This is a genomic window from Bacteroidales bacterium (assembly GCA_012517825.1).
GTDB lineage: Bacteria > Bacteroidota > Bacteroidia > Bacteroidales > JAAYUG01 > JAAYUG01.
In genome coordinates, this window is record JAAYUG010000090.1 from 1 (window position 1) to 16,687 (window position 16,687).

General features: G+C 46.0%; 12 protein-coding genes and 1 pseudogene. 7 read left to right on the forward strand and 6 right to left on the reverse strand.

Going from position 1 to position 16,687, the window contains the following annotated elements; all coding sequences use genetic code 11:
- The first annotated feature begins 434 nt into the window (after positions 1–434).
- From GX419_05965 to GX419_05985, 5 genes and pseudogenes are all read left to right on the forward strand, one after another.
- Complete coding sequence (locus GX419_05965; GenBank protein NLI24231.1) at positions 435–1,412, forward strand: lytic transglycosylase domain-containing protein; 978 nt, start codon at positions 435–437, stop codon at positions 1,410–1,412.
- A 2-nt stretch (positions 1,413–1,414) separates the two neighbouring features.
- Positions 1,415–4,291 (forward strand): excinuclease ABC subunit UvrA, encoded by a 2,877-nt coding sequence (uvrA, locus tag GX419_05970; GenBank protein ID NLI24232.1) that lies wholly within the window; start codon positions 1,415–1,417, stop codon positions 4,289–4,291.
- A gap of 115 nt (positions 4,292–4,406) precedes the next feature.
- The gene (locus GX419_05975; GenBank protein NLI24233.1) at positions 4,407–5,114 is read left to right on the forward strand and encodes a TIGR00730 family Rossman fold protein; all 708 of its coding nucleotides are present in this window, start codon (positions 4,407–4,409) and stop codon (positions 5,112–5,114) included.
- A 42-nt stretch (positions 5,115–5,156) separates the two neighbouring features.
- On the forward strand, positions 5,157–6,662 hold the full coding sequence (locus GX419_05980; protein NLI24234.1) for a hypothetical protein: 1,506 nt from the start codon (positions 5,157–5,159) through the stop codon (positions 6,660–6,662).
- A gap of 932 nt (positions 6,663–7,594) precedes the next feature.
- Positions 7,595–7,744, forward strand: a pseudogene (locus GX419_05985) (outer membrane beta-barrel domain-containing protein).
- A 311-nt stretch (positions 7,745–8,055) separates the two neighbouring features.
- On the opposite strand, the gene smpB reads toward GX419_05985, so the two are convergent.
- The gene (gene smpB / locus GX419_05990) at positions 8,056–8,517 is read right to left on the reverse strand and encodes an SsrA-binding protein SmpB (protein ID NLI24235.1); all 462 of its coding nucleotides are present in this window, start codon (positions 8,515–8,517) and stop codon (positions 8,056–8,058) included.
- A 53-nt stretch (positions 8,518–8,570) separates the two neighbouring features.
- A complete protein-coding gene (locus tag GX419_05995) occupies positions 8,571–9,173 on the reverse strand; it encodes a YIP1 family protein (protein NLI24236.1) in 603 nt (200 codons plus the stop codon).
- A gap of 993 nt (positions 9,174–10,166) precedes the next feature.
- Here GX419_05995 and miaA point away from each other — a divergent pair.
- Positions 10,167–11,114: a tRNA (adenosine(37)-N6)-dimethylallyltransferase MiaA gene (miaA, locus tag GX419_06000; GenBank protein ID NLI24237.1), complete on the forward strand. Its 948-nt coding sequence runs from the start codon at positions 10,167–10,169 to the stop codon at positions 11,112–11,114.
- Here the strand turns inward: miaA and GX419_06005 are convergent, their stop codons facing one another.
- The 4 genes from GX419_06005 to bcp form a co-directional block, all read right to left on the reverse strand.
- Positions 11,115–11,558 (reverse strand): hypothetical protein, encoded by a 444-nt coding sequence (locus GX419_06005; protein NLI24238.1) that lies wholly within the window; start codon positions 11,556–11,558, stop codon positions 11,115–11,117.
- Positions 11,559–11,697: 139 nt separating this feature from the next.
- On the reverse strand, positions 11,698–13,809 hold the full coding sequence (locus tag GX419_06010) for a S9 family peptidase (GenBank protein ID NLI24239.1): 2,112 nt from the start codon (positions 13,807–13,809) through the stop codon (positions 11,698–11,700).
- Positions 13,810–13,835: 26 nt separating this feature from the next.
- A complete protein-coding gene (recA, locus tag GX419_06015) occupies positions 13,836–14,867 on the reverse strand; it encodes a recombinase RecA (GenBank protein NLI24240.1) in 1,032 nt (343 codons plus the stop codon).
- A 14-nt stretch (positions 14,868–14,881) separates the two neighbouring features.
- Positions 14,882–15,349, reverse strand: coding sequence for a thioredoxin-dependent thiol peroxidase (bcp, locus tag GX419_06020; GenBank protein ID NLI24241.1), 468 nt, complete (start codon positions 15,347–15,349; stop codon positions 14,882–14,884).
- Positions 15,350–15,564: 215 nt separating this feature from the next.
- Between bcp and GX419_06025 the strand changes: the two genes are divergently transcribed.
- Positions 15,565–16,687 (forward strand): tetratricopeptide repeat protein (locus GX419_06025; protein NLI24242.1); only part of this gene is annotated, 1,123 nt, incomplete at its 3' end.

Below are 16,687 nucleotides of genomic sequence, written 5' to 3' on the forward strand. Positions count from 1 at the left end.
CAAAAACATTTAAAGATACCATTGATAACGAGGATAACTCTTTAAAGAGTTATCTCCCGTTATCAACGGTAAATCATCTTAATAAAAAAAGAATAAAAATTATTAATAAAACGGTCAACGTTATTTAGGCATTGACTACCGAAAAATCTCAAATCTAAAATCACAACTCACAAATCCCCGCGAATTTCCTATTTCCAATTTCCTATTTCCTGTCCTTGATCACGCTATAAAAACCAGAATACGTTCATGGGAAATGGGAAATCGGAAATCGGAAATCCCTGGAACTTTTGAACATTGGAACTCTGGAACATTGGAACCCTGGAACATTGGAACCATGGAACTCTTGAATCCTGAAACCATAGGACTCTCCCTTCTTTGTCTTTAACCATGAAATGCACTACCTTTGCTTTTTTGCATTAATGAGGAGGTTTTTCATGCAGGATAAGTTGAAATGGCCGGTTGTGCTTGTGCTGGCATCGGCAGTATTTCTTTTTCTCAGTGCAGGTAGTGAGGAAAATGATCTCTGGTCAGCCCGTTTTCAGAAGCAATATGGTGTGTATGCCCTTCCTCTTCCTTCAACGCTCGATTTCGCCGGTGAAAAAGTGCCATTACAGGATTATGATATCAGAGAACGGCTCGACAGGGAATTGCTGGTTAATACCTATTTTCAGTCACAAACCCTGTTGTTCCTGAAGCGGGTCAATAAATACTTTCCTGTAATTGAACCCATTCTCAAGCGAAATGGTATTCCTGAGGATTTCAAATACCTGCCCCTGGTGGAAAGTGGTTTGACCCATATTGTTTCTCCGAAAGATGCGGTTGGTTTCTGGCAATTTATTGAAAGCACAGCCAGGCAATACGGTCTGGAGGTAAATGCCGAGGTTGACGAACGGTATCATATTGAAAAATCAACCGAAGCTGCCTGCCGGTTTCTGAACGATTCTTATCGCATGTACGGAAGCTGGACCATGGCCGCCGCTTCCTACAACATGGGGCGCAAAGCCCTGAACCTTCAGTTGCAGCGGCAACGGGTAAACAATTACTATGATCTTTTGCTCGGGGAGGAAACCTCACGGTACCTCTTCCGCATTCTTGCCCTCAAACTGATTCTTGCTGATCCGGAAGCGTATGGCTTTCACCTGCGGAAAGAAGATTTATATCCTCCTGTTGCCTACCGGTTTGTTCCGCTTGATTCATCGGTAACCGATTTTACTGCCTATGCACATCAGTTTGGTATCAATTATAAGATACTGAAACTGCATAATCCCTGGCTGAGAAACAACAAGCTTACAAATCAGTCCAGGAAGAAATACATCATCAAAATTCCTGTTGAAGGATACGGGGAGTATGAATATCCCTTCCGGCTCAATTTTGACAGTCTGCCTGTTAACGGGAACGATACGATTCAGTAATTATGAGCGGAACAAGAAAAACAGCCTCTGAAAAGACGGGCAGTGAAGCGGCTATCAGGGTACTTGGCGCGCGTGTGCACAACCTGAAGAATATTGACGTACTGATTCCCCGAAACAAGCTCACGGTGATTACAGGCCTGAGCGGAAGCGGCAAATCTTCCCTTGCCTTTGATACCTTATATGCTGAAGGGCAACGTAGGTTTATTGAGACCCTTTCATCGTACGCACGACAGTTTATAGGTACCCCGGAACGACCGGATGTGGACAGGATAACCGGTCTCAGTCCGGTGATCGCCATTGAGCAGAAATCAACCACACGTAATCCCCGTTCCACTGTCGGAACGATTACAGAAATCTATGATTTTCTTCGTCTTCTGTTTGCCCGGGCCGGCGAGGCATACTCCTATGTTACGGGCGAAAAGATGGTAAGGTACACCGACGAACAAATCATCGGATTGATTCTGCGCCAGTTTGCCGGTGAGAAGATTCTCCTGCTGGCGCCTGTGATCAGGGGTCGCAAAGGGCATTACCGCGAACTCTTCGAGCAAATCAGAAAGCGCGGCTTCCTTTATGTCAGAATAGACGGGCAGATTACCGAACTGAAATACGGGCTCAAGGTTGACCGGTACAAAACGCACAACATTGAAATTGTTGTCGACCGTTTGCTGGTAAAGGATGAAGAAAGAAAGCGCCTGCGCGATTCTTTGCAGACAGCCATGAAACATGGCAAAGGCATTGTGATGGTGCAACGGCACGAAAACAGTGAAGTTACCTATTTCAGCCGGCGTCTTATGTGTCCGGTCAGCGGAATATCATATGATGAACCGGCTCCCCATAGTTTCTCCTTCAATTCGCCGCGTGGTGCCTGCCCCAGATGCAATGGCCTGGGTACTGTTAACGAAGTTGACCTGCAAAAGATAATCCCTGATCCGCTGGTGAGCATCCGAAAGGGAGGAATCCAGCCTCTGGGACCTTACAAAAATTCGCTTATCTTCTGGCAACTGGAATCCATTGCCCATAAATACGGCTTTACGCTGAATACCCCCATTGCTGAAATTCCTGAGGAAGCCCTTCAGGTTATTCTTTACGGTTCAGAAGAATCGTTCAAACTTATCAACAGTCCTTTAGGCAGTACATCCAATTATTTCCTCAGTTTCGACGGAATTGTCAGCTACCTGGCATCCCATCAGGAAAATGGGGAAAATGGCAACGGCGAATACGATCAGTATTACCGGAAAGTAGTATGTCCCGAATGCAATGGCACGAGGCTGAAGAAAGAAGCCCTTTGGTTCAGAATTGCCGGGAAAAATATTGCCGAACTCTCGGCCATGGATATTGATGAGCTGTATCGGTGGCTTGAAGAAACAGAGCATACACTGCCTGCCCGCCAGAAAGCCATTGCCGGTGAAATATTTAAAGAGCTCCGCACCCGTCTTGGCTTTCTGCTCGATGTAGGGCTTTCGTATCTGAGCCTCAACCGGCCTGCTGCAAGCCTTTCGGGCGGAGAAAGCCAGCGGATTCGTCTGGCAACGCAGATCGGGTCACAGCTGGTAAATGTACTGTACATTCTGGATGAACCCAGCATTGGACTGCATCAGCGCGATAACCTGCGTCTGATTGAATCGTTAAAAAAACTGAGGGATCTTCCCAATTCCGTAATCGTGGTCGAGCACGACAGGGAAATGATGCTCTCGGCCGATTATCTTATCGATATGGGGCCGGGAGCCGGCCGGCACGGCGGGGAAATTGTCGCCGCCGGAACACCGGCTGAGATCCTTGCATCAGATACCATAACAGGTAAGTATCTTTCGGGCGAAAAATGTATTCCTGTACCTTCCGTTCGAAGAAAAGGCTCCGGTGCATACCTCACAATCAAAGGGGCCAGAGGAAATAACCTTAAGAATGTTACCGTATCCATTCCCCTGGGAACCTTTGTCTGTATTACCGGTGTTTCAGGAAGCGGAAAATCTTCTCTCATCAACGATACCCTTCATCCTGCCTTGTCAAAACTTTTGTACCGTTCCGGTGCAGACCCCTTACCCTACGATCAGATGGAAGGTACTGAACACATTGATAAGGTGATCGAGGTTGACCAGGATCCGATTGGCAGATCACCCCGTTCCAATCCAGCCACCTATACCGGTGTTATGAACGATATCCGTTTGTTGTTTGAACAGACGCCTGATGCAAAAATCAGGGGATTTAAAGCAGGGCGTTTTTCTTTCAATGTAAAAGGAGGCCGCTGTGAAACCTGTCGGGGAGCCGGGGTCCAGGCCATTGAAATGAATTTTCTGCCCGATGTCTATGTAACATGCAAAGATTGTAACGGAAAACGCTATAACCGCGAAACCCTTGAAGTTAAGTTTAAGGGGAAAAGCATCAGTGATGTGCTGGATATGACCGTTCATCAGGCTGTTGAATTCTTCCGCAGTCATCCGTCCATTTACCGGAAGCTGATTACTCTGGAAGAAGTCGGACTGGGATACATTACCCTCGGTCAGCCTTCCACAACCCTTTCGGGCGGAGAAGCGCAACGTGTGAAGCTCGCTGCCGAACTGTCACGGCGAGATACAGGCAGGACTCTTTATATTCTCGATGAACCAACAACCGGTCTTCATTTCGAAGATATAAGGGTGCTGATTGACGTGCTCAATAAACTGGTTGACAAAGGCAATACGGTTGTGGTGATTGAACACCAGATGGATGTGATCAAAGTGGCTGATTACATCATTGACCTTGGAAAGGAAGGCGGGGCCGCCGGAGGCGAAATCATCTGTACCGGCACTCCTGAACAGGTAGCCCGCTGTGCCGGGAGCTATACCGGCCAGTTTCTTGCCAGGGAACTGACCGCTTTTTATGAACAGAAAAATACCACGTGAACACCGGTTGAAAAAATTTTTATTCTGTGCATAAATTATTTATACTTTGCAAAGCAAAGCCCGGAATTGTGAAACGGTAAAACCTTATGGCTAATTTAAATATGTTTCGTTTATGATGTCAGGTGAAGAGAAAATTGTATCGGCTTTTAAGAGCAAGGACTGGCAGGAAATCAAAGCCGAGGATTCATGGAAGATATTCAAAATCATGTCGGAATTTGTTGAAGGTTTTGAAAAACTGGCCCGTATTGGTCCTTGTGTTTCTATTTTTGGTTCGGCCCGCACTACTCCCGATAACAAATATTACAAGCTGGCTGAGGAGATTGCCTATAAACTGACCCAGCGGGGATATGGTATTATTACCGGGGGCGGCCCCGGGATCATGGAGGCCGGCAACCTGGGTGCCAAACGGGGTAAAGGCAAGAGCGTGGGGATCAATATATCCCTGCCCTTTGAACAGGAACCCAATTTCTTTATCGACTCAGACAAGCTTATAACATTCGATCATTTTTTTGTCCGCAAGGTAATGTTCATGAAATATGCGCAGGGATTTGTCGTTTTGCCGGGTGGTTTCGGAACCTTTGATGAGCTTTTTGAGGCCATTACCCTTATCCAGACCGGCAAAATCGGAAAATTCCCTATTGTACTGGTCGGGAAATCATACTGGGAAGGCCTGATCAAATGGATACGGGAAGTTATGCTGGAACGCGAACACAACATCAGTCCCGGCGACCTGGATATCTTCACTGTGGTTGATACATCCGACGAAGCCGTTGAGATTATTGATACCTTCTATTCAAAATACATGCTCAGCCCGAACTTCTGAAGAATTCATATATTTGTATGTAAGCACAGAAAAAATATTCCTATGTTCCGGTCAAGAATGATCCTGCCTGTTGCTCTTCTTTTTCTTTCCATCTCGGCTGTATCCCAGACACGAGAGGTAAAAGTAAAAATGGATGTACCGGGCTCGGTTACAGCCGGAACATCGTTTCCGGTTAAGATTTTTTTCAGTAAGGGAAACATACAGAGTTTCAGCAGGCTTTTTCAGGATCTTCCTGCCGGTTTGCAGGCTGTTTCAGTTAATCCGGCCAATGCTGATTTTTCCTTTCAGGACAAAAGGGTTCGCATGATATGGTTCCGTTTGCCCGAAACTGATACTTTTTCTGTGGTTTATTCCGTACAGGTCGATTACCGTCTCAAAGGGAAATTCACTCTGGGTGGCAGTTTCTCATACGTTGATAATGGGGAGAGGAAATCCATCCAGCTTCCTGCAAAGGAAATTACCATTCTTCCGTCACCTTCGACCGATTCCCGTTTACTTGTTGATATCAATGATTTCGAGAAAAAGGTTCCTTCTGCAGTGACTGCCGTTTCCGGCCCCGAGGTTTTCTGCCTCCGCAATATGGAACCTTCCAATAATTTGCCCGGAGAGGAAATTATTACCTTGCTGATTTATAAGGGCAATCTGACAAGTTTTGGCAAGCTGGAAGACACCATACCGGCCGGATATACTGCTGTAGCCGTTGAAAGGAAAGACGGACTGTTTACCCTGCGCGATGGCATGGTGCGGTTTTTGTGGATGAATCTTCCGGCCGATCCTTGGTTCACAATATCCTATCGCCTGACCCCGAAATCAGGAGCCCCGGGCGGAACCATACAGCTGAAAGGTGCATTCTCCTATACAAGCCAGAACCGGACATTCTCTGTACCCGTCTCGCCAACCGGTCAGCCATTGGCCAGGCTTGACAAACCTGCACTTTCTACGCTTGTTGACGCCATGGTATCAGGCAAAGGAGAAATGCCTCTTCTGGCTTCGGAAGAAACAAAACCTGCCGGTCAGACAGCTTTGCCTCCAACTACCTCAAACGCCGGCAAAGAAGAAAAGAAAACCTCTGTTCAGCAACCTGCCGCTCCAGCTGTTACTGCTGTCAGGAGCGAGGAAAAGAAAGCCTCTGCGGAAAAAACTCCTTCCTCTGTTGAGAAGCTTCCTTCGGTTGCGGCAGAAAAAAAGAACAAACCTGCTGTTACTCCGTCGGAGAGTGGGTTGCCGGAAACGGCTCAGGAGCTCTATCGCCTGCTGCCCGAAAAAGGAGTTTACTTCCGGGTGCAGATCGCGGCCACCAGGAATAAGATCAGCGTACCGCAGCATTTCCGGAGGCTGAAGATTACTGATGAGGTGCGTGTGGAAGAAGCAGAAGGCTGGTATAAATATACGGTTGGATCGTTTTCGACATACAAGGAGGCACAAAAATACAAAGAGGAATTATTTACTAAAACTCTGCTGAAAGACGCGTTTATTATTGCCTATAATAACGGAAAACGTATATCGGTTCAGGAAGCCCTTGCACTGACCCATTCATCCACGCGATGAACACAGAAAAACATAGGGGGATTCTCTTATGGTTCCTTGCAGGTTTTCTCCTGCTGTTTGGTAGTCCTTTTGCTCTGTTGGCCCAGGAAGATGTTTGGGAAAAAATGCTGAGGGAGGAAGTTGAGGTTACCAATCCTGTATATAAGCCCGTCATAGGATTGGGTCCCGGGTATCTTCATTTTACCGGGGATGTTAGGAACAATATTCATAGTCCGCTCGTAGGAAACATGGGGGTTAAGTTCAATGTTTCAACCTTCCTTGACAACAAGCACTATTACATTACCAATTTTGGCCTGACCTATGGAACCCTCACCGGAAACCAGCGCTCTTTAAGTGATCCGGCTAAAAATCTGAATTTTCAGAGTTCTCTCATTGCTTTTGCCCTGAATCTGGAATACCGGTTCGGACATTTTTACAAAAAGCCTCCAATCCTGAGTCCCTTTGTTTCAGTGGGTGTCGAAAATTTTCAGTTCAATACCAAAGGAGATTTGTACGATGCCGACGGCAATCTGTATTTTTACTGGAATGACGGAACCATAAGGAACCGGCCACAGGATGTTTACCCGAACCGCCTCCTTCAGCGTGACTATGTTTATGAAACCGACCTGCGGGAACAGGATATCTATGGGAAGGGAAAGTACCCCGAAAACGCCTTTGCCATTCCCCTTGATGCAGGAATTGATTTTCATGTTTCCAATCGCCTGACAATCAGGATGGGGCATTCGGTGCATTTTACCAATACCGATTACCTCGATAACCTGGGGGGGACTGACAATACATCAGCCAATGGAAATGCGGGAGGTAACAAACGCAACGACCGTTTTTCCTTCTCTTATATAACCATGCAACTCGATCTGTTTTCTTCGCCGCGAAAAAAGGTGGTGGAAAAAATGTTTGCCAGCCTGGATGATTATGATTATTCTCTGTACGAAGATGAAGACAATGACGGTGTATTTGACGGATGGGACAAATGTCCGGGTACACCGTCAGAAGTTCCGGTTGATTCAACGGGTTGCCCCTTTGATGCTGACAAAGATGGTGTTCCTGATTACCTCGACAGGGAACCGGGTTCGTTACCCGGTGCCATTGTTGACAAAAAAGGTATAACGATTCCTGACAGCGTAGTTGACAATTTTCTTGCTCTTGAAGCTGTGGGCAGAAAAGATGCTGAATGGTACTGGGCTGTGGCGCAGAAACCCGTAAAAGTAAAAACGGTTATCCCCGAAAAATTCCGTTTTGTCGATACCGATCAGGACGGATACCTGTCGTTTGAAGAAGTAATTGCCGCTATTGACGCATATTTTGATTATAAAAACAATCTTACCCTGCCAGACCTTTATGAGTTGCAGGATTTCTTTTTCAGTCAGTAAAAGCGCTATTCAACGGGAGCAGATTAGTATTTCCTGATCCGGTTGCGCTCCATGTCCCTTTTCAAATCCCTTTCCCTGATCGTTTCCCGTTTGTCATACTCTTTTTTCCCTCGGGCAAGGGCTATTTCCAGTTTGGCAAGACCTTTTTCGGTGATAAAAAGCCGGGTGGGGACAATGGTAAAACCTTTTTCTTTTGTTTTGCGCAGGAGTTTCCTTAGCTCTGCTTTTTGCAGGAGAAGTTTGCGGTCGCGCATGGGGTCATGGTTGTTGTATGTGCCATAATCGTAAGCTGCTATATTCATTCCCCGCACATACAGTTCCCCGTCTTTGAAAAGGCAGTAGGTATCAACCAGACTGGCTTTGCCCATCCTGAGGGACTTGATTTCGGTTCCCGTAAGGACAATGCCGGCAATATATTTCTCAACGAGTTCGTAATCGAAATATGCCTTTTTGTTTTTTATCTGGATATTGTTCTGAAATTCCATGCTTTGCTTTTCAAAACGGCTGTAAAGGTACTCAAAAAAAGGATGTAAGCTGGTTATATGGTTACGGTTACTTCATTTTCAAGAAGGCCGGCAAACAGGATTCCGAGAATAACAGAGGCAATGACAAACAGCACCAGCATGATGATCACTGAAATGATGGTAAACCGTATCCTGTTGTTTTCAGGAACGGAAAGCATGGGTGAAATTCCGGTGTAATAAAGATAAACCGAATAAAGGGAACAGATGTAGAACAGCACGTTGAGGGGAAAAAGGCTAAGGATGCAGGCGAGGGCATAGAAAAAAAAGAATGCTGTCCAGGAATAGGACGCCAGACGGACGGAAGCATCCAGATTTCTTATGCCTCCGAATCGCTCAACGGTTTCGTTAATGAAATAAGCAGATAGATACATAACTCCTCCGGAAAGTGCCAGAGAAGTTACGATGCGGGCAAAAAGGTATCCGAATGTAAGGTGGTAGCCGGTGTGAAACAATATGCTCCCGATGAAGGTGGCAACGAGAACGATCAGCAGCATAGGCCATGCGTATTCACGCAGAACCGTTGTGCGGGGCAGGTTCTCTTCCCTGATTATCGTCCATTCCTGTTCAGGCTGATACAGCATGTTTTTTGCCCGTTGGTAAACTTTGCTCCAATTCATACTCCCGAAATTATCCGGCAGCAAATGTAGATAATTTTTAATGCAGGGATATAGAGAGGTGTATCTTGCTTAGCGCAAAGCGTAAAGAAATGGTGTTCATCAGTTTATTCTACGCTTAAGGTTCTGCCCAATTGTTTACTCAACACTGGAAAATCTCAAATAACAACTCAAAAAGCCCCGGGAATTTCCTATTTCCAATTTCCTATTTCCTGTCCTTGATCACGCTATAAAAACCAGAATACGTTCATAGGAAATGGGAAATCTTTGGAAATTTCCTATTTCCAATTTCCTATTTCCTGTATGAGATCACGTTATGAAAACAAGAGCACATTAATTGGAAATGGGAAATCTGAAATCGGAAATTAATTAATCGGAAATGGGAAATGGGAAATCGGAAATTCATTAATGGGAAATCGGAAATCACTGAAAATTTCCTATTTCCAATTTTTAATTTCCTGTAAGAGATCACACCATGAAAACCAGAACAAATGAATAGGAAATGGGAAATGGGAAATCGGAAATCCTTGGAACCCTGGAACTCTGGAACATTGGAACCATGGAACTCTGGAACCTTTCTACCCCGACCTACTGACCTTAATCCCCTAACGGGGAATTTGATTGGATTTGATCACCGTTTCTATTGTCCTTCATCCCCTAACGGGGAAATGATAAGATCTTTTGCCATTCGCTTCACGCTCTAAGCTAATTAAAAAATGCTCTGCACTCTAAACTCAATACCCCTCTTTACGCTCTACGCTTTACGCTCTACGCTGGAACTCTGAAACCCTGGAACTTTGGAATACGATTCCATCCCCTGCGGGGAATTAGATTTAAATTGCTTTTGTCTATGGGGCTTCCTCTCCTGGCGGGGAAAAGGGTGATTATTCTTCGGTGAATCTGTTGTTCCTCATTCCGTTTCCGGGAAAGAGAAAAGGGCAGATTTTATTATTCGCCGGGATGGAATATTTTTGATGTCGCAATGCATAGGGAAGAATGTCGGATCACTGCATAAAAAATAATCCGTTATTGGTAATCCTTGGGCCTACTGCCAGCGGCAAAACCCGCCTTGCGGCGCTCGTTGCCCAAAGGCTCGGCAGCGAAATCATCAGTGCTGATTCACGCCAGGTGTATCGTCGAATGAATCTGGGTACAGGAAAGGATTATGATGATTATGTTATTGATAATAAACAGATTCCTGTACATTTGATTGACATCAGGGAACCGGGGGAGAAGTATACTCTTTTCGATTACCAGAAAGATTTCCTTCATGCATGGTCTGAGATTGCTTCAAAAGGAGTTATTCCTCTGGTTTGCGGGGGAACCGGGCTGTATATTGAAGCGGTTATCCGGAATTACCGGCTTCTCAATGTTCCGGTCAATACAGAACTTCGCAAAGAATGGGAACATAAATCCGATCAGGAATTGGCTGAAATGCTGGCAACTATTACACCTCTGCATAACAAGACCGATATTGAAACCCGCAAGCGGCTGATCAGAGCTCTCGAGATTGCCGTTTATCAGCAAAAACATCCTGATCTTCCGGGCTTATTGCCAAATTTTGACACCCTGGTGATGGGGGTAAAGTATGAGCGTACCACCGAACGCCGGCGCATCACAGAGCGACTGGAACGCAGGATGAAGGAAGGTATGATTGGGGAAGTAGAACAATTGTTAAGAGAAGGTATTTCTCCCGATGATCTGATGTATTACGGACTGGAATATAAATGGATCACCTTGTACCTCCTGGGCAAAATAAGCTATGATGAAATGTTCCAAAAACTGATGATAGCCATTCACCAGTTCGCCAAACGACAACGGACCTATTTCAGAAGGATGGAACGAAACGGAATTAAAATTCACTGGCTGAGAGGAGAGGAAGGAACAGAAAAAAATATGCAGAAGGTACTGGATTTGGTGTACCAAAAATGGAGTGTCCGGTGATCAGAAAATCCAGTCGGTTATTAAAATCAGCAAGACCAGATATGTGGCTGCCAGCAGGTTGGCAGAGGTTATGAGAACATTGTACTGCGTTCTCCATCCATGAACTTTCCGTCGCAACAGCATTCCAAAGTTGGGAATCAGGAATGTGAGCAGCAGCAAAAGGTATTCATAGCGAAAAACCCCTTTGACCGGCGCAGAAGCCGGAAGCATATCATCAACCGGAGGTTCCTGATAAAAAAGAAAAAGATATATATACGCGAGGAAGATAAACAAGTAAACCAGATAGGAGAGTTTCAGCAGGAGAGTTGAAATTTTACGTTTCTGATGCAGTCGGAACGGCTTCAAAACAACAATTGCCAGAATGTAAAAAAAGGCGAATGTGCCAATGAAAACCAGATGCAGAAGAACCTGCGAAAAGTTATTTCCTGTATTAATCTGAATCATAATTTAAATTTAAATAAATTTTTAATTCCGGCAAAAACAGGAAAGAGATTCTGTTCTGTTGAAAAATAATTAAAGAAGCCGATTGGCGCCAGGCTCCTGGAACCAACCGGCTTATTTACAATTCATTCAGTTCTGAGAATTATTGATTATGTCTTTTAACATATTTATCAAGCCATCCGAAGAATTCCCTTTGCCATAGAATGGAATTCTGCGGCTTGAGCACAAAATGGCTTTCTTCAGGGAAGAACAGCAGACGTGCAGGCAGGTTACGCAATCTGGCCGCCGTAAATGCCTGAAGGCTTTCTGAATAAGGTATGCGAAAATCGTTTCCTCCTGTTATAATCAATATAGGTGTGTCCCAGTTTTCAACATAGAGGTGGGGCGAAAACCGGTATGAAGCGGGTTTGGGATTTTTCCACGGAGGTCCACCCAGGTCATGATTCGGAAACCACAATTCTTCTGTCGAAGCATAATTACTCTCCAGGTTGAAAATCCCGCAATGGGCAATGAAGGCTTTGAAGCGTTTGTTGTGATGTCCGGCAAGCCAGAAGACGGAATATCCTCCGTAACTTGCACCAACGCATCCAAGCCGCGATGCATCCACATAGGGCTCTTTGCTGACGTTATCAATGGCACTCAGATAGTCCTTCATATTTTGTCCGCCATAATCGCCTGCAATCTGATCATTCCATTCCTGTCCGAATGTCGGAAGGCCCCGCCGGTTAGGAGCAACGACAATGTACCCGTTGGCAGCCATGATCTGAAAATTCCAGCGGAAGCTAAAGAACTGACTCACGGCACTCTGAGGCCCGCCCTGACAATATAAGAGAGCAGGATAGGTTTTGGTCGAATCAAAATCGGGCGGATAAATGACCCATACCAGCATATTCTTTCCATCGGTTGTTTTTACCCAGCGTTCCCTCACTTCACCCATGGGTATGTTATCGTAAATGTTTTTGTTTACAAAGCTCAGCTGGGTCTCAGTACCGTCAGACGGCCGGATGGAAAAAATTTCCGGTGCCATGCGGATGCTCATTCGGGTTCCTACCAGCACATCCCCTGCAATGGCAAGGGAAGTGTAATCGTGCGGACCTGAAGTTATTTGCCGGATGGCGCGGGTTGCCGGATCCATCTCATAAACCTGAAAGGTAGCTTTGATGCCGCTGATGAAATATATTTTGCTTCCATCCCTGCTCCATACCATGCTGGAAACGCTCTGATCAAACTGTTCCGTCAGGTAGGTTTTTTCACGGGTAAGCAGGTCGATGAGAAACAATCTGTCTTTGTCAGCCTCATAGCCCGGTGTGGCCATACTGGTCCAGAGAAGTTTCTTTCCGTCGGGCGAGAATACCGGATTCCGGTCATATCCCGGCATACCTTCTGTAAGGTTTTCTGTGGCGCCGGTCTCAAGGGAATACAGGTATATGTCAGAATTCGTGCTCACAGCATATTCTTTTCCCTTGAGTTTCTTTGAGGTGTAGGCAATGTATTTCCCGTCAGGGCTCCATGCAATTTCCTGGGGCTCAAAATAGGGAGAAAGAGGGGCGTCCCATTGTTCTCCGGGCATAATATCCCTGATTTCTGTAACGGTTCCTTCCTTATACCTGGCGGTAAAAATGTGGCTGTAGGCATAATCATGCCACTGATTCCAGTGCCTGGCCATCAGATCGTCGTATATCTTTGCATTGCTCAGGGGCAGATCAGGATAAAGATCCGAAGGGGCCGTATCGGTTTTTACTTCAGCGGTAAAATAAATTTTGTCGCCGGTTGGGGCATACTCAAAACTATTGATATCGCCCGAATAAAATGAGACCTGCCTGCGGTTTTTTCCATCAGAAGTGATTTCCCAGATCTGGGAAGTGCCGCTTTCTGACGAAAGAAAGCCAATCTGATTTCCTGAAGGATGCCAGCGGGGATTCGATTCCGATTCGTCTGTGCTGGTAATCCGCAAGGTCTTTCCGTCTGAAAGATTCAGCAGGAAAAGATCGGTGTTTCCTTTATTGGCTTTTATGTCGTAACGGGTTACCGAATAAAGAACCGTTTTTCCGTCGGGTGAAACCTGCATTTCACCAATACGGCCGAATTTCCAGAGGATTTCGGGTGTCAGTTTTTTGCCTGCTATTTCTTCAGGAGTAAGGGTTCCGGAAAAATCGGCCGTGGATTTTTCTTTTGCTTTTTTATTGGGTCCGGAACAGGAAAAAACAAGGACACTGACAACAAAGGTCAGGATAATAAACCGTACGTTTCTCATAGGGGGAAAATTGTATTCTGAAGCAGTTAATTTTTAGAGGATTCCTGCAGAGATGCAATGATTTTCCGCTCAATTTCGGCTGTCAGTTCGGGATTGTCGCGGAGAAGCTGCTTAACGGCATCGCGTCCCTGTCCGAGCCGCGTATCGCCATAACTGAACCAGCTTCCGCTCTTTTTTATGATATCTTTTTCGGTTGCCAGATCGATGATTTCTCCCAGGCGGGAAATGCCTTCTCCGAAAATGATGTCGAACTCAGCCTTTTTAAAAGGCGGAGCCAATTTGTTTTTCACAACACGCACCTTGACCCGGTTTCCGGTGGCGTCTTCTCCTTCCTTCAACTGGTTGATCTTGCGGATATCAATTCGTACAGAAGCATAAAACTTCAACGCATTGCCTCCTGTCGTGGTTTCGGGGTTGCCAAACATAACCCCGATTTTTTCGCGCAGCTGATTGATGAAAATGCAGCAGGTATTGGTTTTATTAATGTTGGCGGTAAGTTTGCGCAGGGCTTGCGACATGAGCCGTGCCTGAAGGCCCAGCTTCGAATCGCCCATTTCTCCTTCAATTTCTGCTTTGGGTGTCAGAGCTGCCACCGAGTCGATGACAATGATATCGATTGCTCCCGAACGAATCAGGTTGTCGGCTATTTCCAATGCCTGTTCCCCGTTATCAGGCTGCGATATCAGAAGGTTTTCCACGTCAATACCCAGCTTTTCTGCATAAAAACGGTCAAAGGCATGCTCGGCATCGATAAAGGCAGCAATACCTCCGGCTTTCTGGGCTTCGGCAATGGCATGCAACGCCAGGGTAGTCTTCCCTGAAGATTCCGGGCCGTAAATTTCTACAATCCTGCCGCGGGGATATCCGCCGATCCCCAGGGCAAAGTCGAGAGCAATTGACCCCGATGGAATTACAGGCACATTTTCAACGGGATGATCTCCCAGCTTCATGATGGCCCCTTTCCCAAAATCTTTATCAATCTTGTCAATCGTTGACTGAAGTGCTTTCAGTTTTTCCTTGTCAATTTCTTTTTTCTGTGATTTGGTTTCCTTTTCCATAGTGGTATTTTATGTTAATGTGTGCCGAGTGCCTCAAGAACCTGGCGGGCGTGATCTTTGGTATCTACTTTGTCAAGAATCAGTTCAATGGTACCATCTTCTCCTATTACAAATGTGGTACGTTTTACCCCTTCGTAGGTTTTTCCGTACATCTTTTTTTCTCCCCACACACCGTATGCTTTTACAATCTTCTTTTCAGCATCTGACACCAGGGTGAAGGGGAGTTCGTATTTGTCAGCAAATTTCCTGTGCGAAGTCACAGGATCGGTACTTACGCCAATTACCACAAAACCCTTTGAAGTGAGCGTGTGGTAATTATCGCGCAGATTGCATGCTTCGGCAGTACATCCGGGCGTGTCATCCTTTGGATAGAAATAAAGAATAATCTTTTTCCCGGCGTACTGTTTCAGCGAAACCCGGTTTCCGTTTTGGTCCTGTGCCTCAAAATCAGGGGCTTTGGATCCTTTTTGCAGTGTACTCATAGTTGTTCAAATTTAACGTTTATTTTATTTATTTTTACCGCCAACAAGGGGCGATTATTCATTATTTTTCAATGTTTTTTCAACACCTGAGGCATACGGGAAGGAGCGGGAGGCATATGTTTTTCTTTTTTACCCCATACCCTTCGAAGTGTTCCTTAATAACAGTTTTAAGCCTGAAAAAGTTCTGTCCTTTCCTTTTTGCCGTCTTTCTGCTTGTGAACTGCGAAAAAAGTCGGGCCCAGGAAATCAGGCTTTCACCCGACCTGTTGCGGTCAAGATCAGTAAGTGCTTTTGATTCAGGAAATTATGCCTCGGCAGCCCGCTATTATGATGCACTGCTCGGGCTTTTTCCGAAAGATCCTGCCTACCACTATTACCTGGCACTTTCCCTCATCCGGGGAAATATTGACCCGGCCAGAGGGATTGAACTGCTGAAATATCCTTCCGTGGCGGAGTTCTATCCTGATGCACTCTACTGGCAGGGAGAAGGGTACCGCACCCTTTACCGTTTTGATGAGGCCATATCGGTATATGCCTCCTGTTTGGCTGACAAGCAGATTCCTTCAGCAATAAAAAAGAATGCTCTGCTGGCCAGGGCATGGGCTGATTCGGCCCGAAAAGCGGTTCAGACACCTGTTAATGTGAAAATATACAAAGAAACTTCCCTGGGATCAGGTCCTCCCTGGCCTCCTTTTATAAGCGTGACGGGTGATACATTCATCCTGCGTACGTTACCGGAAATTTTTCTGCAACGGTATTCGCTGCAGGAAATTCCTCCTGTATGGATTGTGCCGCTGCGTCCTTATGACGGATCCCGGCTTGTTTTTTCCCTTCCGGGCCGCTGGCCGAAAAAATACGAGCAGTGGGAGAGTGTCTTTCACCAGGCAACGGGTTGGGATGATTTCCGTCCGGCAACGGAAGAAAAATATCCGGTGCCTGAATTTTCGTCCGCCTTTTTCTCTCCCGCTGATTCGGTATGGTGCGTTTCCACTTCAGCGATGGGAACGGGACAACACGATATCTTTTTCTCGAGGAGGAACAATGGAAAATACCATGCTGAGAGACTGGCTTTCCCGCTGAACAGTGCGGCCGACGAAGTGGCATTTTCCCTGCATCAGGAAAAGAAACTGGCAATTCTTGTTTCAAACCGCAAGTCCGGCGGGCGTTTTCTTACAGCGTATGAAATGGTCTGGCCTTTGTCTGAAGCTCAATCCCTCCCGAAGCTGAACGATCCGGTTACCCTTTCCCATTTTCCTGAACGAGTACCTTATATTACCGGGGCATCAGCAACCGGTGCGGAAAAGGAAACAATCCGGCAGGAAAAGAAGCCGGAAAACG